General features: G+C 40.0%; 21 protein-coding genes and 1 tRNA gene. 12 read left to right on the forward strand and 10 right to left on the reverse strand.

Features of this window, described 5'->3' with window-relative positions; all coding sequences use genetic code 11:
* Positions 1-295: 295 nt before the first annotated feature.
* The 3 genes from EMIN_RS01245 to EMIN_RS01255 form a co-directional block, all read right to left on the reverse strand.
* Positions 296-381: transfer RNA gene (locus EMIN_RS01245), tRNA-Ser, on the reverse strand.
* A gap of 37 nt (positions 382-418) precedes the next feature.
* A complete protein-coding gene (locus EMIN_RS01250; protein ID WP_012414425.1) occupies positions 419-1006 on the reverse strand; it encodes a class I SAM-dependent DNA methyltransferase in 588 nt (195 codons plus the stop codon).
* Positions 988-1506, reverse strand: coding sequence for an ECF transporter S component (locus tag EMIN_RS01255; RefSeq protein WP_012414426.1), 519 nt, complete (start codon positions 1504-1506; stop codon positions 988-990). Before EMIN_RS01255 ends, EMIN_RS01250 begins: the two co-directional genes overlap by 19 nt.
* A 56-nt stretch (positions 1507-1562) precedes the next feature.
* Here EMIN_RS01255 and EMIN_RS01260 point away from each other — a divergent pair, with 56 nt between their 5' ends.
* Positions 1563-2270: a DNA alkylation repair protein gene (locus EMIN_RS01260; RefSeq protein WP_012414427.1), complete on the forward strand. Its 708-nt coding sequence runs from the start codon at positions 1563-1565 to the stop codon at positions 2268-2270.
* Between the two features lies 1 nt (position 2271).
* On the forward strand, positions 2272-3189 hold the full coding sequence (locus EMIN_RS01265) for a DMT family transporter (RefSeq protein WP_012414428.1): 918 nt from the start codon (positions 2272-2274) through the stop codon (positions 3187-3189).
* Here the strand turns inward: EMIN_RS01265 and EMIN_RS01270 are convergent, their stop codons facing one another.
* On the reverse strand, positions 3190-3456 hold the full coding sequence (locus tag EMIN_RS01270) for a hypothetical protein (protein ID WP_012414429.1): 267 nt from the start codon (positions 3454-3456) through the stop codon (positions 3190-3192). It lies immediately after the preceding gene.
* A gap of 64 nt (positions 3457-3520) precedes the next feature.
* On the opposite strand from EMIN_RS01270, the gene EMIN_RS01275 reads away from it, so the two are divergent.
* The 4 genes from EMIN_RS01275 to rimO all read left to right on the forward strand — a co-directional run bounded on the left by EMIN_RS01275 (position 3521) and on the right by rimO (position 9588).
* Positions 3521-6235, forward strand: coding sequence for a valine--tRNA ligase (locus EMIN_RS01275; RefSeq protein ID WP_012414430.1), 2715 nt, complete (start codon positions 3521-3523; stop codon positions 6233-6235).
* A 245-nt stretch (positions 6236-6480) separates the two neighbouring features.
* A complete protein-coding gene (locus EMIN_RS01280; RefSeq protein WP_012414431.1) occupies positions 6481-7611 on the forward strand; it encodes a hypothetical protein in 1131 nt (376 codons plus the stop codon).
* A gap of 290 nt (positions 7612-7901) precedes the next feature.
* Positions 7902-8204 carry a TRL-like family protein gene (locus tag EMIN_RS07990; RefSeq protein ID WP_012414432.1) on the forward strand — a complete coding sequence of 101 codons (303 nt, stop codon included), beginning with the start codon at positions 7902-7904 and terminating at the stop codon, positions 8202-8204.
* A 91-nt stretch (positions 8205-8295) separates the two neighbouring features.
* Positions 8296-9588 carry a 30S ribosomal protein S12 methylthiotransferase RimO gene (gene rimO, locus EMIN_RS01290; RefSeq protein WP_012414433.1) on the forward strand — a complete coding sequence of 431 codons (1293 nt, stop codon included), beginning with the start codon at positions 8296-8298 and terminating at the stop codon, positions 9586-9588.
* Between the two features lie 213 nt (positions 9589-9801).
* On the opposite strand, the gene EMIN_RS01295 is transcribed toward rimO, so the two are convergent.
* From EMIN_RS01295 to EMIN_RS01305, 3 genes are all read right to left on the reverse strand, one after another.
* Positions 9802-10269 carry a hypothetical protein gene (locus EMIN_RS01295; protein WP_012414434.1) on the reverse strand — a complete coding sequence of 156 codons (468 nt, stop codon included), beginning with the start codon at positions 10267-10269 and terminating at the stop codon, positions 9802-9804.
* Positions 10270-10307: 38 nt separating this feature from the next.
* Positions 10308-10781 carry an SH3 domain-containing protein gene (locus EMIN_RS07995; RefSeq protein WP_012414435.1) on the reverse strand — a complete coding sequence of 158 codons (474 nt, stop codon included), beginning with the start codon at positions 10779-10781 and terminating at the stop codon, positions 10308-10310.
* A gap of 76 nt (positions 10782-10857) precedes the next feature.
* On the reverse strand, positions 10858-11307 hold the full coding sequence (locus EMIN_RS01305; protein ID WP_012414436.1) for an ATP:cob(I)alamin adenosyltransferase: 450 nt from the start codon (positions 11305-11307) through the stop codon (positions 10858-10860).
* Between the two features lie 55 nt (positions 11308-11362).
* On the opposite strand from EMIN_RS01305, the gene EMIN_RS01310 reads away from it, so the two are divergent.
* From EMIN_RS01310 to EMIN_RS01320, 3 genes are read left to right on the forward strand one after another with little or no spacing between them, the layout of a single operon-like run.
* A complete protein-coding gene (locus EMIN_RS01310) occupies positions 11363-11587 on the forward strand; it encodes a NifU family protein (protein ID WP_012414437.1) in 225 nt (74 codons plus the stop codon).
* Positions 11587-12399: a PHP domain-containing protein gene (locus EMIN_RS01315; protein WP_012414438.1), complete on the forward strand. Its 813-nt coding sequence runs from the start codon at positions 11587-11589 to the stop codon at positions 12397-12399. The genes EMIN_RS01310 and EMIN_RS01315 overlap by 1 nt, the downstream gene beginning before the upstream one ends.
* Before the next feature lies 1 nt (position 12400).
* Positions 12401-13075, forward strand: coding sequence for a glycerophosphodiester phosphodiesterase (locus EMIN_RS01320; RefSeq protein ID WP_012414439.1), 675 nt, complete (start codon positions 12401-12403; stop codon positions 13073-13075).
* A 64-nt stretch (positions 13076-13139) separates the two neighbouring features.
* Here the strand turns inward: EMIN_RS01320 and EMIN_RS01325 are convergent, their stop codons facing one another.
* Both EMIN_RS01325 and EMIN_RS01330 read right to left on the reverse strand, forming a co-directional pair.
* Positions 13140-13577, reverse strand: coding sequence for a hypothetical protein (locus EMIN_RS01325; protein ID WP_012414440.1), 438 nt, complete (start codon positions 13575-13577; stop codon positions 13140-13142).
* A 27-nt stretch (positions 13578-13604) separates the two neighbouring features.
* A complete protein-coding gene (locus tag EMIN_RS01330) occupies positions 13605-14471 on the reverse strand; it encodes a bifunctional 5,10-methylenetetrahydrofolate dehydrogenase/5,10-methenyltetrahydrofolate cyclohydrolase (protein WP_012414441.1) in 867 nt (288 codons plus the stop codon).
* Positions 14472-14581: 110 nt separating this feature from the next.
* Between EMIN_RS01330 and EMIN_RS09595 the strand changes: the two genes are divergently transcribed.
* Positions 14582-15082: a type IV pilin protein gene (locus tag EMIN_RS09595; RefSeq protein ID WP_012414442.1), complete on the forward strand. Its 501-nt coding sequence runs from the start codon at positions 14582-14584 to the stop codon at positions 15080-15082.
* Positions 15083-15294: 212 nt separating this feature from the next.
* On the opposite strand, the gene hydF is transcribed toward EMIN_RS09595, so the two are convergent.
* Positions 15295-16467, reverse strand: a complete 1173-nt coding sequence (hydF, locus tag EMIN_RS01340) for a [FeFe] hydrogenase H-cluster maturation GTPase HydF (RefSeq protein WP_041691224.1) — start codon at positions 16465-16467, stop codon at positions 15295-15297.
* Positions 16468-16541: 74 nt separating this feature from the next.
* Between hydF and EMIN_RS01345 the strand changes: the two genes are divergently transcribed.
* Positions 16542-17546: a polyprenyl synthetase family protein gene (locus tag EMIN_RS01345; RefSeq protein ID WP_012414444.1), complete on the forward strand. Its 1005-nt coding sequence runs from the start codon at positions 16542-16544 to the stop codon at positions 17544-17546.
* The gene (dxs, locus tag EMIN_RS01350) at positions 17546-19411 is read left to right on the forward strand and encodes a 1-deoxy-D-xylulose-5-phosphate synthase (RefSeq protein ID WP_012414445.1); all 1866 of its coding nucleotides are present in this window, start codon (positions 17546-17548) and stop codon (positions 19409-19411) included. The genes EMIN_RS01345 and dxs overlap by 1 nt, the downstream gene beginning before the upstream one ends.
* The last annotated feature ends 2 nt before the right edge of the window (positions 19412-19413 follow it).

The raw sequence follows: 19413 nt of genomic DNA on the forward strand, positions 1-19413 counted from the left end.
GCGTTACTCAAACAATGGTTCGTAGCGTTGACATAAAAGATGCTTCTCTTTATGCAGGGCATGCCAGTAAACAGGTGACAGAAGACATTATTTATCCAAAGAAGTAAGAAAATAGCGTGAAATGAAAGAAAAAAATAAAGCATTTAAAAAGGTAAAAAATAAGTAATATGTCTCCCTTTTTTACCTAAAAAGTCAACCAGCACAAGCCACACAAGGCCGTACAAAGCCATATTTTGCGATGACAAAATACAAAAAAGAGCCTGTCTCATCAAAGAAACAGGCTCTTGTCAATCTACGGAAAGGGAGGGATTCGAACCCTCGATACCTTTAGGGTATACAGTCTTTCCAGGACTGCGCCTTAAACCGCTCGGCCACCTTTCCTTAAATCTATATTATTATATCAAATATTAAGTATTCGTTAAATTTTAACGCCTTTGGAAAAAAATCCTGGCGCTTTTTCCTGCACTATAACTTGTTTAAAACCGGCTGAGGCGTAAAAATATTTCATTTGTTCTGAGGAAGGCAGTAAATCTTTTGATGTTTCTTTCTTTCGTCCATGCATTGAGTTAAGTTCTTCCCTTGTCATGGAGTGCGCCACAACAAAAATTCCGCCGTGTTTTAAAAATTTAAAAGCGTTATAAAAAACCGCCTCTTTGTTAACAAAATGCGGGAAAACATTGTAGGCGATAATATTGTCATAATAATCTTCTTCTAATTTAATGTCTTCAAAATCAGCAAGCAAAGCGTTCGCTTCGGGGTGCTTTCTTTTAAATTCCTCAAGCATTTTAGAAGACAGGTCAATACTTAAAATTTCCCCGGGATTGTATTTTGAAAGGAAAGGGAATAAAACGCCAGTGCCGCAGCCGATATCTAAAATTTTAGCTTTTTGCGTTATCTCACACTTAGCTAATATTTGCTCTATTTTAGCGTAAACTTCGGATCTTTCTTTCGCGTCCCATCCGCAGGCTATGGAATCAAAAAAGGCGGCTATTTGTTTTTTGTCCATATCAACGCTATTAAAGGAAGTAAAACGGCCTGCAAAATAATGCCGGGCAAAGATGTTTGTATAAAAGCAAAAGAAGCGCTGCCCGCCAAAGTATATGCGGTTAAAATATAAACAGCTTTCCCTAAAATCATAGCACCCAATAAGGAGAAAATAAAATTTAATTTTAACTGCTGCCTAAAAGCTCCGGCGGCAAAACCGTATACGGCAAGTTCAAGGGTCATAATCGGTAAAATATGGGCTGGAGGCATACCGCTTAAAGCGAAGCTTGCTAAGGGGGCGGATATGCCTAATGTAAGACCGCTTCTCCATCCGTAAACAAGGCCTGCTAAGAGCACGGGCCAGTGCATCGGCAAAAATACTTTAGTTTGCAAATTTAAGTGGTGACACACCGCAGGTAAAACCAAAGCCGAGGCAAGCAGTAAAACCTGTAAAATAATCGCTTTTTTTGTTTTGTAATCTAAAACGTTTGTTTTTGTTCGCAGGGCTAAAATATTTTGCATATGGAATCCTCTTTTAAGAATATATTACATGATAACAAATTTAATAAAATATAAACATGAGCGTAAAAAACAAAATACTTAATGACTTAAAAAAAATATCTGATAAAGGAAAGGCTGTGCACTTAAGCCGTTTTTTTAAAACAGGCAAAGGCCAGTACGGTGAAGGGGATATTTTTATAGGCGTGATTGTACCTGATAATAGAAAGATTGCAAAAAAATACTTTAAAGAAATATCTTTAGCCGAGACGGAAGAACTTCTCCGTTCCCCCGTGCATGAACATAGGCTTAACGCCCTTATAATTTTACGTTTAAAATTTGAATGGGAAGAAGAAAAAGAAAAAGAAAAAATTGTAAAACTGTACCTTAAAAACACAAAAAATATTAATAATTGGGATTTGGTTGATTTATCCGCCTGTTATATTTTAGGTCCGTGGTATTACAAAAATAAAAATTATTCCCAAATATATAAAATGGCCCGTTCGGGCTTTTTGTGGGAAGAGCGCATCGCCATGCTTACAACTTTTTATTTTATAAGGGAAAAAGACTTTAACCTAACGCTTGAGCTTGCAGAATATTTTTTAACGCATGAACATGATTTAATGCATAAAGCTTGCGGGTGGATGCTTCGTGAAATGGGTAAAAGGGATATTAAACCTTTGCTTGTTTTTTTAGATAAACACGGCGCTAAAATGCCGCGTACAATGCTTCGCTACGCTATAGAAAAACTGCCGCAGCATATAAGGAAAAAATATTTAGCAAGATAATATGATTTATATAAAACTTTTTGCCTCAATACTTTTTTGGAGTTTAACTTTTTATTTTGTAAAAACCGCTTTAGCCGAATGCGGCGTTACAACACTTGTTTTTGCGCGCAGCGTTTTGGGGCTTTTGGTTGTAACTTTATTTTTGCGTGAATTTAAATGGCTTAAAACCTTAACTAAAAAAGACTGGCTGCGTTTTTTCTTTTTAGCCATGGTAGGAGTGGTTATACAACAAAACGTTCAAGGCTACGCTACTATGCACACAAGCACAAACCATGCCGGCTGGCTTGTTGCGTTAAGCCCTATTTTTGTGGCTTTTACAATGGTAGCCTTTTTTAAGGAAAGGCTGCCGAAAGATAAAATGATGGGCTTTATAATTTGTATTTTGGGCGTGCTTCTTATTTTCCTTTCCAAACAGACATTTGTTGACGGCAGTTCAATGAGTACGTTAAAGGGTGATTTGATTTTTGTAGCCACTGCGGTTAACTGGGTTTTTTACGTTGTGCCAATGAGTATTTGGTTTAAAAACATGCCTAATTTAAGGATTACTTTTTGTTTGTTTTTGGCAGCGGTTACGATAATGCTTCCTATAGAAATTGTAAGCGGTTCTTTAAAGGATTTCGCGCATATGGGCCCGAGGGCTTTGTCCGCTCTTGCTTACTTAGGTATTTTTTGCAGCGGATTTGCCTTTATTTTTTATAATGAAGGTATTGAAAAAATCGGCCCTTCTAAAGCAAGCGCTTTTATATACGCGCAGCCTTTGTTTACCATGGTTTTCGGCTATATTCTTTTGGGCGAAGTTATCAGCAAAGAGGCTTTTATAGGAGGCGCGCTTATTTTATGCGGGCTGTACTTAATAAACGTAAGAAGAAAGCGCCTGAAACGGTTTTATATAACTTTAATAAGATATTTTAGAGTTTAGTTACTTAAACCTGCGGATTTGGAAGTCGCTTTTTATAAGGCCCAGCGCCTTTAAAATTAAAACGGGTATAAACAAGATTATAAAAACAACCGCTATTAATACGGACATTAAAAAGCCCGCCGCCAAAACAACTATGGCTTTAAGGATGGTTTCAACCCCTTTGGCTGTTTGGGTGTTAGCGGTTTTTTTAGAGTTAACGGGTCTGCCGTTCTCATCAAGCACTTCGGCTTCTATAATTTCCGTTTCAATGATATCTTTGTTATCCATATCTTAATATTATAAAATATATAAATATAAAGACAGAGGGAAAACCCTAAAAGAGGAGACTTGTATGTTGCCTAAAGCTTACGAACCTAAAGAAGTTGAGGAAAGACTTGTCAAAGAATGGCAGGCAAAAAAAATATTCGCGTCTAATATTGACAAAAATAAGGTTCCCTTTGTTATAGTAATACCGCCGCCTAATATAACGGGCGCGCTTCATATAGGGCACGCGCTTAACTGCACATTGCAAGACGTTTTAATAAGAACGGAGCGTATGCTTGGCAAAGAATCTTTTTGGGTGCCGGGTACAGATCACGGCGGCATAGCAACGCAAAACGTTTTAGAGAAAAAACTTGCCAAAGAGCAAAAAATAACCAGGCATGACCTCGGCCGTGAAAAATTTTTAGAAGAAATGTGGAAGTGGTATAAAGAATGCGGCGGCGCTATTTTAAACCAGTTTGAAAAAATGGGCTGGGCTATAGATCTCTCGCTAGAAAACATACGCTTTACCATGGATGAAAAACGCGCCGCTTCCGTTTACGAATGTTTTAAACAATGGTGGGATAAAAAATATATTTACCGTGGCAAACGCATGATTAACTGGTGCGTGCGTTGCAATACCGCTTTATCAGATATTGAGGTCGATCACGAACAGCAAAAAGGCAAACTTTACCATCTTCACTATAAAGGGGAAGAAAGCTTTGACGGTATTATTATAGCCACCACAAGGCCCGAAACCATTTTTGCCGACGCCGCCATAGCGGTTAACCCTAAGGATGAAAACTACCAGGGTGTTGTAGGCAAAAAAGTAAGAATTCCTTTAACTGACCGCTACATTCCAATAATAGCTGATGAGGACGTTGAAATAGGTTTCGGCAGCGGCGCTTTAAAAATTACGCCCGCGCACGACCCTGTTGACTATGTTATCGGACAGCGCCATAATTTGCCCGTAATATCCGTAATTTCGGATAAAGGCAAACTTATTAACTGCCCCGAAAAATATGTTGGCATGGACCGTGAAGCTGCCCGCAAGGAAGTTGTTAAAGATTTAGAAGAGCAGGGCTTTTTGGTAAAAGAAGAAAAGCATGACAATGCCGTTGGCACCTGTTACCGCTGCGGCAGCGTTATAGAACCATATTTAAGCGAACAATGGTTTGTTAAAATGGAAGAACTTTGCGCTCCCGTAATTGAAGCGGCCGAAAAAGAGGAATTAAAATTTCACCCCGCAAGCTGGAAGCATTCTTTTGTAAACTGGCTTAAAAATATACAGGACTGGTGCATTTCCCGCCAAATTTGGTGGGGTCACAGAATACCCGTTTGGTATTGCACAACCTGCAGTAAAAACGGTTTAACCTATATGGAAACAAAACAAGGCGTAAAGGAAGTAGCCAAAGTATCTTTTGAAGACGGCGCCAAGCCTGTGGTTTCCCATACAAAACCGCATTCCTGCCCGGATTGCGACGGCACGGATTTTGTTCAAGATCCCGATGTTTTAGATACTTGGTTTTCATCCGCCTTATGGCCTATTTCAACCTTAGGCTGGCCAGAAAAAACCAAAGAGCTTGAGTATTTTTACCCAACCTCAACAATGGTTACGGGATATGAAATTTTGTACTTATGGGTTGCCCGCATGGCTATTACCGGCATTGATTTTACGGGCAAACTGCCTTTTAAAGACGTTTTCTTAAACGGTATTATAAGGGATAAAACGGGGAAAAAAATGTCTAAATCCTTAGGCAATGTTATCGACCCGCTTGATATGACGGCCAAATACGGTACCGACGCGGTCAGATTTTCCCTTTTAATGCAGGCCGTGCTTGGTAAAGATATACCTTACGCCGAAGAGTCTATTGTAGGCGCGCGCAATTTTTGTAATAAAATTTATAACGCTTCACGCTTTATATTAATGAATATGGGTGACTTAAAAGGCCCGCTTAAAATGCCCGCAGAACCCAAAGAACTTGCGGACGCGTGGTTAATTGACCGCTATAACACCGCTATTAAAACCGCTAAGGACGCCACTTTAAAATATAATATGGCGGCCGCCGCAAATGTTTTATACCACTTTTTATGGGGCGACTTTTGCGATTGGTACGTTGAACTCGCAAAAGCCAGGTTTGAATCTGACAGAGAGTACGTTATGAGTATTTTAGTTAACGTGCTTTACGGTACTTTAAAAGCGCTTCACCCGATGATGCCTTTTATTACCGAGGAAATATCTTCGGTGCTTAAACCTTATACAGGTGCGGATAAAGAGTTTTTATTGCAAGACTCTTACCCGCTTTGTGATGAAAGCGCTTTAAACCCCGGGGCCGTAGCTAAAATGGACCTTATTAAAGGCATTATTTCGGCGGTGCGCACGGTACGTTCGGAGTTTAACGTTCCGCCCGCGCAAAAGCTTAATGTTTCTTTAAAAGCGGTTGATGATGAAGAACTTAAAACAGTGTCTGATTATGCCGACTACATTAGGCTTTTATGCAAAACAGACAATTTAACCGCTTCCAAAGAAGCAGTTAAAAAACCTATGAGTGCCACGGCAGTATACTCCGCGGTAACGGCTTTTATAGAGCTTGAAGGCATTATTGACGTTGAAAAGGAAAAGGCCAGACTTAGCAAAAATATTGCCGCGGCACGGGCCAATATAGCAAACCGTAAAGCCAGGCTTTCAGATGAACGTTTTGTAAACAATGCTCCTAAAGAGCAGGTTGAAAAAGTAAAGGCGGAGCTTGCCGCCGAGGAAATTAAACTTACCAGCGCCGAGCAGGCTTTGGCTGATTTTGCTTAAGCAAAAAATATTAAAAAACTAAAAAAGCCCGGAATTTAATTCCGGGCTTTTTTAGTTCACTCTGAAATAAAGCCAAAAATATTATATAGTAAAAACAGCTTTGTAAAAAACAGGACCAAGGCCCAAGTTACAGATAGGTCTTTTGGCCCATGAAAATTTTATACGAAGGCTTTAAAGTATTTGTAATACGCTATTTCAATTCCACGCGCAAAATATCTGCTTGCGTTGACACGAGAGGTGCATCAATGAAAATTAAGTTTATAGCGGGGATGTCTGTTCTTTTAGTAATGCTTACCGGAACGTCTGTTTGTGCTCAGGCGCCGGTTACGCTTAAAGATTATCAGGCCCGCACGAAACATGATTTGCAGTTGTTGGAAAAGAAGTTGGGAAAGCCGCTCGATTTAAAAGAAAATAAAGAAAGCGTTTATAATTTGGCAGGAGGGGTAGCTTTATTAGCTTTAACATACCAAATGCCCAAAGCCCTTCTGTCCGCTGCCGGTAAAGCCGAAATCGAACTTTATGAAAAAGTTTTAAGCTACGCGGTTAAGGAAGACGCTTTGTTGTATTCGTATCTTGTAAAAACGGAACCAAGGCATGTTTTATACCATTTAGAATATTGGGGCCTTAAAGAGGAACTTTCGTCAGTTATCCACAGGGGAACCTCACATAAGGGATATATTATTAACTTTGAAAAAGAATATTCCCAACTCAGCGATGAATTGCAGCGCTTTATCCGCAAAACGGAAAGGATGGACAAAAGCCTTTTTGACCACGCCGCGTTTTTAAAAGAAAAACGCGCCGTTTTAGAGCCTTATGTCGTAGGGCGCCAGCATATACATTTTAATTATACGCAGACTTTGGAAACCCGAATCGCCATAAAGAACTTTAAAACAACCTCGAAAGCTGCGGCCAAAGCGGGGCAGATAGCGGTAAACCCGCTTGAAGCAAAAATAACAAGAAAAATTGCGGAAATTAACAAAGCAAGACCTTCCGGCGCCACTCTTACAATTAAAGGCGGTAAAAATATTGCCACGGCAGCTCTTTTAATAGCGGGCAGCGCCATTGTGTTAGATTCTTTTGCTTCCAACCCTGAACTTGGCAGACTGGCCCAAAACCCGGCCCTTTTTACCGATGCGGATGTTAAAATATTAAATGAAGCGGAAAAAAATGATGTTTTAGCCCAAAGCCTTAAAGCCCATTCGGACGCTATTAACTGTATGACTTCTTTAGATAAAGAAGAACTTGAAGAGCTGCTTGGTGAAAGCGATAAACGCGTTGAAACAGTGAAAAAAGCGGTTAAATTCGGGAATAATTCTAAATTAAAAGAAAATCTTAAAAAGTACGGGCTTTCAAAAGGCGTTTTTGAAATGCCCTGATAAAAAGTTAAATAAAAAAGCCTCGTTTTTAATAAAAACGGGGCTTTTTTTGTGTTAATACCTTATAGACAACCCTGGGCGTGAGCTCGGGGAGTTTCATTTTTTTTGCAAAACAGCCAATAGACAACAGTATAAAAAACCTTTATTATCCATAAACAAAAATTTATTTTTTTAAACTATTTTTCAGAAGATAAAAATATGCTTTTTGTTAGGAAGATTAATATTTGCATGTTTTGATAAAAATTACTAAAATTTAAAAGTAGTAAATAAAAAACATTAGGAGATTTTAAATGAAAAAAGTATTAGCATTAGCAGCAGTAGTAGTTATGCTCGCAGCCTGCGCGGCCCCCGCTTCATACATGGGTTTTGCGTTAGTTTCAGAAACATCTGAACCCACACTCGTAACAGCCTCAACAGGTACAAAAACAGGCAAAGCTTGCGCAAAGAACTTCCTTGGTATCTATGCCACAGGTGATATGTCAGTTGAAGCCGCTAAAAAAGCCGGCAACATCAGAACAGTCGCTACAGTTGACAGAGAAGTCAAACACATGGTTATCATTGGTGAAGTTTGCACAGTCGTAACCGGCAACTAATTAAAAGCTTTTAAGCTTTAAAAAAGGCTCCTTCGGGAGCCTTTTTTGTATTTATCGGCTGTTTATCCTTTTAAAAAGTTAAAATATATATATGGCTAAAATATTTACAATAAGTTTGGGATGCTCTAAAAACCTTACGGATACCGAGGAAATGCTTGGTATTTTAAATCATAAAAAACATTACCTCGTGGCTGACGAAAGCGAGGCCGACACCATTTTAATTAATACCTGCGCTTTTATTAAACCGGCAAGGGAGGAAGCAGACAGGGAAATTAAACGCGCTTCAAAACTTAAAGCCCAGGGTAAAATAGAAAAACTGATAGTAGCGGGCTGTTTAACTCAAAAAGAAGGGAAATCCTTACCCAGTAAATACCCGTTAGTTGACGCTTTTATAGGTTTAAAAGGTATTGAAAAAATTGATAATGTCATTAAAAGGCCCAAACACTCGTTTTGTCCCGCGCCAGACTATATTAAAGCGCCCGATTTTAAACTTCAGCTTACAGCGCCCCACAGCGCTTATTTAAAAGTAGCTGACGGCTGCAACAACCGTTGCGCTTATTGCACAATTCCCGCAATAAGGGGGCCTTTCCGCTCAAAAAGTATGGAAGATATTGTTGCCGAAGCTAAAGCCATGGAAAAAAACGGAGTTAAGGAAATTTCTTTAATAGCGCAAGATACCACAGCTTACGGACAGGATATTTTTGGCAAACCTTCTTTAGTTAAACTTTTAAAGAAACTGGTTAAAATAAAGGGTATAGAGTGGTTTAGAATAATGTACGCCTACCCGGAAACGGTTACAAAAGATTTGCTTGATTTTATAGCTTGCGAACCTAAAATATGCCGTTATTTAGATATGCCGCTGCAGCATATATCGGCCCCGGTATTAAAAGCTATGAACAGGCGTTCAACGGAAGATGAAGTAAGAGCAAAAATTAAACTAATACGCCAAATAGTGCCCGGTATGTCTTTAAGAACAAATTTTATAGCCGGCTTTCCCGGTGAAACTGCGGAAGATTTTGAAAAACTTAAAAAATTTATAGCTGAGGCAAAATTTAACAATGTAGGCGTTTTCGCTTACAGTAAAGAAGACGGTACCCCCGCCGCTGTTATGAAACGCCAGGTAGCGGAAAAAATAAAAAAGCAGCGTGTTGAGGAGCTTGTCAGCGCGCAAAGCAGGGTAATTGACTCTATAAACCGTAAACTTAAAGGAAAAACGGTTAAAGTTTTATTAGATAACCTTTTTTGCGGACGCTCGGAAAGCGATTCCCCCGATATTGACGGAAGGGTGGAAGTTAAAGGTAATAAGAAGTATAAAGCAGGTGATTTTGTTAAAGTAAAAATCACTTCCGCCAAAGGTTATAACAGGACAGGCAAAATAATATAAAATTTACAGGACTCACGTTTGGGATTTCTTTTGTTTCAAAGTTTCACTTTGCGATTTCACTCAACAACAAACGGCAACGCCTCCGCTGTAGCAAGGCGGAGGCGTTGTGAAATCAGAGGACTATCCTTCCCCGTCTTACGCTAATGGGTTATTACATACTTTCATAAAATAAAAACCCCGCTTTAAGCGGGGTTTTTATTTGCTTAAATTTAACTATCTTGCGGCTGTTCTAAAGAAATTACCTCTGGTGTTTACCATTTTTGGCGTACCTGTCATTTTATCGGCCGAGATAATAATATTTTTTGAGTTCATTGCATAGGTGCCTTCGGCGGCGCCAAAGATATCGCCCGCTTTTAAAATTCCTAAATTACCGTGGTTGTTGATTTGCACGTCAATTTTAACCTTGCCGTCAACTTCGCCTACCAATAAATCCTTAGTATCTACTTTAAACTGCAAAGGAAAAGTAGGATTGATAATTCTTTTAATAGCTATCGGAACATCAGCCTCATTCTTTATAATAATAGATGCGGTATTGTTCTTTGCCTGTGCGTGCTTAAGAAGTCTTTGCGGCACTTCTACCGTGCCTGAGATTGTAAATTTGCTTTCCTCAGACTTGTTGTAGAATGTGTAAGCGCAAAAAACTAATGCTGTAAGTACTATAAATGTAAAAAAGTTCTTCATATATATATTTTACCAAAAATCAACTTATAAACAATAGGCTATTTTGCTGTTTTTGCTCTGGGCCCCCAAACATAGGCCGAGTATACCCAGCCTTTACAGATGCCTTTGTTTTTATCTGCGGGTTCGTCCTGAACCTGGTACCAGCCGCCATTTTTAGAAATAAACTTTAATGCGTAACCCTTTTCAACAGTGCAAACTATAGGAGCATTTGAACTGGGGCTTTGGCGTATGTTTACGTCTGATGTGGCGGAAAGACCTATTTGTGTGCTTAACAATGTATTGTGAATCCAGCCTGTGTGGCCCTCAAAATCTTTTACCTGAACCCATACTTTATCTTTACTAAGCCCTATCATCTGAAGGGGGGTATATTTCCACGCTTTCCATTTAACGGCGCATTTTGTGCCCGCGCAACTGCGAATGTTTGCTTCGTACGAGCTTACTGTTGCGAATTTAGCCGCGAAGGCGGGAGCCGCGAAAGCGAGTAATAATGTAACAGCCAATATTTTTTTCATGAGGTTCACCTTTATAACTAAAATAAACGACCTTTTTAAATACTTAATAGACAGTATATCAAAATAATATCAAATTTTAGATATATTTTGAAGTAACAGCGGCAAGATATTTGCCGCTGTGGTTAATAAACGCTAAAACGGAAGAGTCCGTAATATTAAGTTCCGTCAGGTAACTTTCGGCCAAATGGCATTTTGCCAATGCATTTCTTAACGCGGTTTCCGTTTCATTGCAACCCGGAAGCTGCGCAGCTGTGTTTTTGCCGCCAAAATCCGAATTTTTTATTACGTCCTCTATACCGGCAAGCGTTGTTAGGTTTAATTCCGCCTTAGCGCCGGAAACTATTTGCATAACGGATAACAGAGAATTTTGTATAAGGTCAATGTTATTATCCTGTGTTTTTAGTTTTACCATTCCCAACGCGGCCATAAAATCCTCCAAATAGGCTAAAACACGCACTCTTAAGTCTGATTTCTTTACGCTTTTTTCACCTATCAGGTCTGTAAGTCCCAAGTCCCCTTTTTTCACTTAGTTTCTCCTAAAATACTATAATATATTATATATTACAAAAAGAGGAAATGATATGCACAGCAAAATTGAAGAAGTTATAGCTAAAATAAAACCCGTTCTCCAAGCTGACGGGGGGGATTTGGAATTTGTTTCTTTTGATGAAAATACGGGAACCGTCTATGTGTCTCTTAAAGGACGCTGCGGCGGCTGTCCTGCGGCCCAAATGACGCTTAAAGCCGTTATTGAAAGAAAAATCATGCAGGAAATTCCCGAAGTTAAAGCGGTTGAAAGAGTTTAATGCCTGTTATAGACCTGCATACACATTCTAAATTTTCGGACGGCACTTCAAAGCCGTCTGAAGTTGTTGTGGCTGCCGTAAAAAAAGGGGTAAAACTTTACGCTCTTACGGACCATGACACTATAGAAGGCGTACCGCAGGCTAAGGAAAAAGCGCAAAGCTATAAAATGAACTTCGTTACAGGCGTTGAAATAAGCACTAATGAAGATGAACATTTGCACTTTTTGGGCTACAAAATAAAAGAAGATTGCGCGGATTTCAAATCTTTTTTAAAAGAAAATTCCGAAAAAAGGGTTTTTAGAATAAAAAAGATAATAAAGCAGCTGCAAGCGGCGGGCCTTGATATTACGCAAGAGGACGTTTTTTCCCGCGCTAAAACAATAGTGTCGCGCGCGCATGTGGCGGACGCTTTGAAAGCCAAAAGAATAGTCGCGGCACGCCAGGAAGGGTTTAGAAGATATTTAGTACCGGGCGCGGTTGGCTACGTTCCTTCTTTGGGCGTAAGCGTTGTTGAAGCTATAAGAAAAATAAGGTCAGCGGGCGGGCTTGCCGTTATAGCGCACCCCGGACTTGTAAAAGAAAAGTGGGATTTTAAAAAATGGACGGACGCGGGGCTTAACGGAATAGAAGTTTTTTACCCTTCGCACAATACGGCCATGATACAGGAACTTTTATCTGTGTCAAGAGAGTACGGCCTGTTTGTTACGGCCGGATCTGATCATCACGGCCCGGCCAGCGGCAGAACCCCTAAAGTAGGTATGGAAATACCTGATATGTATTATGACAAGCTGTTGGAATCCTTTGGTTTTTAATATGAAAATTATAGCACACAGAGGCGCGCCTCTTCTTGCGCCGGAAAATACTTTAAAATCTTTTAGACTCGCTAAAGAAAGCGGACTTGTATATTTTGAGCTTGACGTGCATTTGAGTAAAGACGGGCAGCTTGTTGTTACCCATGACGAAAGTCTTAAACGGGTAACCGGGCGCGATGCTTTTGTTAAAGATTTGGACTATAAAGAAATTTTTTCTTTAGACGCCGGCGAGGGGGAAAAAATACCCCTTTTAGCCGAAGTCATGAAGGTTTTGGGTGAGGATACTGTATTAAATATTGAAATTAAAACAGATATTACCGCTTATCCCGGTATAGAGGAAAAAGTTTTATCATCAGTAAAAACATTGTGGGTCGATTGGAGTGAACGCGTAATAATTTCAAGTTTTAATTTTAATACGCTTATAAATGTGCGGGCTTTAGATGAAACTGTAAAAATAGGTTTGCTTACCAGGGAGTTTAATGCGGAGCAGGCTGAAAGGCTAAAGGCTTTTAGCCTTAATATGAGCTATAAACGCATAACAAAAGATATTGTTAATAAAGCTAAAGAGATGGGGCTTGAAGTTTGGATTTATACTATTAACAACCGTGAAATTTTTGCTCAAATGAAAGAACTTGGAGCGGACGCTGTTTTTACTGATAATCCTTATTTGGTTTAAAAAATTTTCTTAAGTAAATAAAAACCCCCTCCGTTTAAACGGAGGGGGTTTTTATTTGTTAAAATTAATATCCGTCTTCATTAAAATATTCGTCCGCTAAAGCTGAACTATATGAAGATTCGTCATCTGCCGCCGTCGCTGTCGAAGAAGACGAAGAGTCGGAAGATGATGAGTCTGTTTTGTATTCGCCCGGCATATATCTTTTTGGCCTGGTCCACAACCTGCCGGCCTTGTAGTCCGAGGCCGACTTTGTTACATCGTCCAAAGGCATATTTTTTTCATCAAAGAAATAAGTAGACTGCGGAATAAGGCGGAAAAGATAGTTTGATTCATGCATAAGCCTTGCGCCGCGCCTTTCATTTTGCGTTGACTCGTTTAACGAGGCTTCGTATTCGCCTTCTTCAATAAAAAGCATTTTGTTTTCATTTTTTTTGTTTGAAGAAGAGCACGCCGCTATTAAAAAAATGCAACATACTGATAAAACAGGTATCAACTTTTTCATAAATTCTCCGTTAATTATAAAATGCTTTTATAATTTTCTTTCTCCTGATATTATAATGTTTTCAAGCAAACATGCAAGTGTTACCGGCCCTACTCCTCCCGGAACAGGCGTTATTGCGGAGGTTATTTTTTTTACATTTTCAAAATCCACGTCGCCGCAGAACACGCCGTTTTCGTCCTGGTTTGTACCTACGTCAATAACCATGGCGCCTGTTTTTACCATATTTTCAGTTACAAATTTAGCTTTTCCTATGGCGCTTATAACAATGTCGCACTGGCTTAAGGAAGAAGTCAGGCTCGGCGTTTTTGAATGGCATATTTTTACAGTTGCGTCTTTGCAGCTTAGCATGTGGGCAAGGGGTTTTCCTACTGTAGCGCTTCTTCCTAAAACACCTGTTTCCACGCCGGAAAGTTTTATTTTATAAAAATCTAAAAGTTTTATTACGGCCATTGCCGTGGCCGGGGCAAAACCCTGCATGGCCTCAACTTCAGCCCAGTTTTTGCACATAAAAAGCCTGCCCATATTTAAAACGGAAGAACCGTCTATATCTTTTAACGGGTTAAGCGCTTCCCAAATTTCTAAAGTGTTTAAATGCCTTGGCAGCGGTTTGGGCACGATTACAGCGTCAACCGTTTCATCTGTGGAAAGTTTTTTAATGATATTAAGCATTTCTTCATGTGAAGTTTGCTCCGTGATATCAATAACTTCACCTGTTATTCCTGTTTTTTCGGCGGCTTTAATTTCTTTGTCTAAATAAACGTAGGAGGCGTAATCCGCCGCCCAGCCGATGCCTGTCAGTTTTAACGGGCGGCCAAGTTTTGTTTTGCATATCTGCGCGCGCGCGGGCAAATTTTCCCTTATCGCGGCGGCTAAAGTTTTGCCTTCTAGTATCATATGTATATAATACAAAAATTTAATCGAAATATATATCAGAAGCGGGCTTGGTAAGAAAACCATATAAATAGAGCTATATTTTTTTTGAAAAAATAGTACAATCAAAGTATATGAAAAAGGGATTCACGTTGATAGAACTTTTAGTGGTAGTTTTAATTATCGGCATTTTGGCCGCTATTGCGCTGCCCCAATATCTTAAAGCGGTTGAAAAATCACGCGCGGCGGAAGCGTGGGTTATTATAAAAAATATGCATGACGCTTTGGAGCGCACAAGGCTTAACAGCGGCGTGTACGCTAATGATTTTGAAGTTTTAGATATTACCTTTCAAGCTGATGAGGACGCCTCCTTAAAACACAGTGACGACGTTACAAACCCTATAAAAACAAAAACTTTTGTTTTTCATCTTACCAACGAGTGTATTACGGCCGAGCGTGTGCCGGATAGAACCAAATATGCTTTAAGGCAATATCTTACGGAAGGCGCAAACGCTTTAAGAAAAGGCACCAGAGGCTGCGTTGCCTACGATGATAAAAATGCTGAGATTTGTGAATCAATGGCGGGTGATTTAAGCGGCACGGAAAGCGGCGCTTATTATTACATGTTACAGTAAAAACAGTTTTTAACAAAGAAAGCGGGCCGCGTTTTTAAACGCGGCCCGCTTTTTAATTTTTATCAGAGCGTAAAAAAAACTTGCGTAAGCAGGGGAACGGGCAGTTTTGTTTGCTTATAATCTACGCGCTGGCCAGGGTGTTTATTACCGGCTTGCAAACGGAAAGTGAAACTTTAAAGCAAAAGAAACTCCGGGACAGAGCCAGGAGAGTTTTATTTTTTAAATATTTTAACCGAGCGTTTAAAAATGCCGTTTGTGTAAGCTATGGACATACCGTAATTGGTAACCGCAAGGCCGTTTTCTATAGCCGTAAGCAGGCGGTTTTTTAATTGCGTCTGCGTTATCATGCAGCCGCCGCATTGCACGGCAAGTTTATAGCCGGCAAGATTTTCGGGCAATTCCTGAAGCCCGGGTATTATTGTAAATTCTAAATTTTTGCCGCTGTAGTTTTTTATAAGGTTTGGGATTTTTGTTCTGCCTATATCAACGCATTCGTTAACCGTGTGCGTGCAGGATTCCAAAATTAAGATTTTGTCCCCATCTTTTAAAGCGTCTAAAGTTTTTACTCCTTTTAGCATTTGTTCAAACTCTTCTGTCTGTCTTGCCAGTAAAATACTGAAACTTGTAAGGGCTATTTCTTGGGGTACAATGGCGTTAACTTCTTTAAAAGCTTGACTGTCTGTAATAACTAAAGAAGTTTGCGGATTTTGGTTAAGCGCCTGCTTAAGGTCGGACACTTGAACGCCTATGGCCACGGCGTTTAAATCAAGCGCCGCCCTAATCGTTTGTACCTGCGGCAAAATAAGCCTGCCCTGCGGGGCGGACGCGTCTATAGGCATAACAAGTATGATAGTGTCGCCTTTTTTTACAATACCGTCCAAAAGGCCTTTTGGTTTTTTATTTTGTTTATTTAAAACGGTTTTAACTGCTTCTAAAATCGGGGCGGTATTATTATTTTTAGCGGAAAAATCTATAATTTCATGGTCCTCTATTTTTAATTTTAAGGGAGTCAAATCACTTTTATTATGTATAAGTATTACCGGTATTTTTTTGGCTTTAATAGTTTCTAAAAAATCTTGTTCATAAGGGCCGAAATTGTTGTCTGTAAAAACAAGTAAAGCTAAATCTATCTGGTTAACGGCGTTAACGGATTTTAAAACTCTTCTTTCACCGAGTTTTGTGCTTTTATCGTCTATACCGCCGGTATCTAAAAGTACAACGGGGCCAAGCCCTTCAATTTCAATAATAAGCCTGACAGGATCTGTGGTGGTTCCGGGGGTGGAGTCAACAATAGCCTGCGCTCTGCCGGCCAAAGCGTTAAATAAAGAGCTCTTGCCTACGTTCATTTTGCCGAAAATTCCTATATGTGGTCTGTTTATTGACATAGTGTTGGTGTTTTAAATGTATATCTTTAATGATATAATTATTTTATATACAAGTCCAATTAAGGGGAAAAGGAATGAATGAATTTGAAAAATATCTCAAAACAAAAGCAGCGTTTGTAGAAAAAGGGCTTTCAAAATATATTTTAAAAATAGCAAATTCCCCTGAAGTTATTAAAGATTCCATGGCATATTCTTTAGAAGCCGGCGGTAAACGCGTGCGCCCGGTGCTTGTAATGGCCGCGGCTGAAGCTTTTGGCAAAAAAGCGGCTGACGTTATGCCCGCAGCCTGCGCTGTAGAAATGGTGCACACATATTCTTTGATACATGACGATTTACCTTCCATGGATAATGACTCTTTACGCAGGGGGAAACCTACAAACCATAAGGTTTATGGTGAGGATCTTGCCCTTTTAGCGGGCGACGCGTTGCTTACCTACGCTTTTGAGGTTTTTGCCCAAAACGGGGATGTTAAATCTATAGGCCATAAAAACACTTTAAAAGCCTTACAGCTTTTTGCTAACGGCGTAGGCAGCGAAGGTATGGTAGGCGGACAGGTAACCGATATTTACGCCGAGGGGCTTATTGAAGGCAAATTTAAACGTATTACGGCTGTCAAAAAAGAAAGCAAGGCGCTTTCCAAAAAATCTGTTAAATACTTTTTAATGCCCGCTAAACTTAAAGAAGTAAGCGCAGAAACTGTTCTTTCTTATATCCACGCCAATAAAACAGGCGCCTTAATACGTTCAAGCATAGAAGCCGGCGCGGTACTGGCTGGCGCTTCCGAAGCGGACAGGGCCAATATGAGAAAGTACGGTAACGCCATGGGTCTCGCCTTCCAGATCGTGGACGATATTTTAGACGTTACCGTAAGCGAAAAGAAATTAGGCAAAAGCGGCAGCGATAAAGAAAATGCCAAACTTACATTCGTTTCTTTATACGGGCTTGAAGTCAGCCGTAAATACGCTAAAGCCGTTTTAGGGGAAGCCGTAAACGCTTTAAACAAAGTTAAAGCTATCAACAAGAAGAAAGCAGCCCCTCTTTATGAAATGGCTGATTTCTTTTTAACTAGGAGCATGTAATGAAAATCCTTCCGGGTATTAACAAAACGCAAGATTTAAGAAATATAAAAGAAGAACTTCTTCCTGAAATTTGTAAGGAAATACGAGATACAATTTTAAACACTGTAAGCAAAAACGGCGGACATTTGGGCTCAAGCCTTGGCGCTGTTGAACTCATTACCGCGCTTCACTATACTTACAATACGCCTAAAGATAAAATAGTTTTTGACACCGGGCACCAGGCTTACGCCCACAAACTTTTAACCGGCAGATATAAAGATTTTTCTAAAATCAGAACAAAAGGCGGTATCAGCGGTTTTCCAAAACGCTCGGAATCCGAGTATGATACATTCGGCGTGGGGCACGCTTCGACCTCTCTTTCGGCGGCGCTCGGCATGGCTGTGGCCAGGGATTTAAAAAAGGAAGAAAGCAAAGTCATTGCTGTTGTTTCTGACGGCGCTTTAACGGGCGGAATGTCTTACGAGGCTTTGCAAAATATAGGCCAGCTTGCCACAAGCATGCTTGTTGTTTTAAACGATAACCAAATGTTTATTTCACAGCGCGTTGGTTCTTTGGGTAAAATGCTTACAAGGCTGTTAACCAAAAAGTACGTGCAGCTTGCGGAAGAACGTTCAATAAGATTTTTACAGAACTTCAGCAAACTGGGTAATGACGCGGCTAAACTTGCTAAAAGAGCAAGAGCGATTTTATTTCCCGGAACTATTTTTGAGGAAATGGGCTTTAGGTACTTTGGTCCGATTAACGGAAATGATTTAAATGAACTTTTGCCCGTATTAAACGACATTAAAGATACCGCGGGGCCTGTCCTTTTGCATGTTGTTACCAAAAAAGGAAAAGGCTATGATTTGGCTGAGGAAAATCCTACCGATTTTCACGGTCTTGGAATTTTTGATAAAGACACAGGTAAATCCAAGTCTAAAGTTCCGGTCGCGCCCACATTTACAAAAGTATTTGGCGACACTATAGTTAAACTTGCCCAAAAGGACTCAAAAATTGTTGGTATAACAGCCGCCATGCCTGAAGGTACGGGCTTAGATAAATTCAGGGACGCTTTTCCCCACAGATATTTTGACGTAGGCATAGCGGAAGAACACGGCGCCACATTCGCCGCAGGCCTTGCGGCCGCGGGAATGAAGCCCGTATTTGTTTTATATTCTTCTTTCGCGCAAAGATGTTATGATCAGATTTTGCATGATGTTTGTTTACAAAATTTACCGGTTGTTTTCGCGCTTGACCGCGCGGGTGTTGTGGGGGAGGACGGGCCTACGCATCACGGCGTTTTTGACCTTAGTTTTTTAAGAAATATACCCGGGCTTATTATAGCCGCTCCCGCAGATGAAAATGAACTTCAGCATATGTTAAAAACCGCCTTTGATTTAAAAAAACCTGTTGTCGTGCGTTACCCAAGAGGGGCCGGTTTTGGAGTTGAAATGGATAAGGAGTTAAAAACTTTTGAAGTAGGAAAAGGCGTTTTTGAACATAAAGGCAAAGATGTAAATATTTTAGCCGCGGGCAATCGCTACCACCCCGCTTTGGCCGCCGCTGCAATTTTGAAAAAAGAAAATATAGACTGCGGCGTGGCAAATATGCGTTTTGTTAAACCTTTAGATACGGGTATTATAAACGCGGCGCTTAAAAAAACCGCCAACATGGTTACGGTTGAGGATAATATGCTTTCCTGCGGTTTTGGTTCTGCCGCGGCGGAATATATTTCCGATAATAATTTGACATGTAATATGTTAAGACTTGGTATTAAAGACGAATTTGTGGAACATGCCAAATCTTCGGAACTGTATGACAGTATAGGCATATCTCCGGAGAAAATAGCACAAAATATAAAAATATGGTTAAAATCAAAAAAATAGAA

This window comes from Elusimicrobium minutum Pei191, from assembly GCF_000020145.1.
GTDB lineage: Bacteria > Elusimicrobiota > Elusimicrobia > Elusimicrobiales > Elusimicrobiaceae > Elusimicrobium > Elusimicrobium minutum.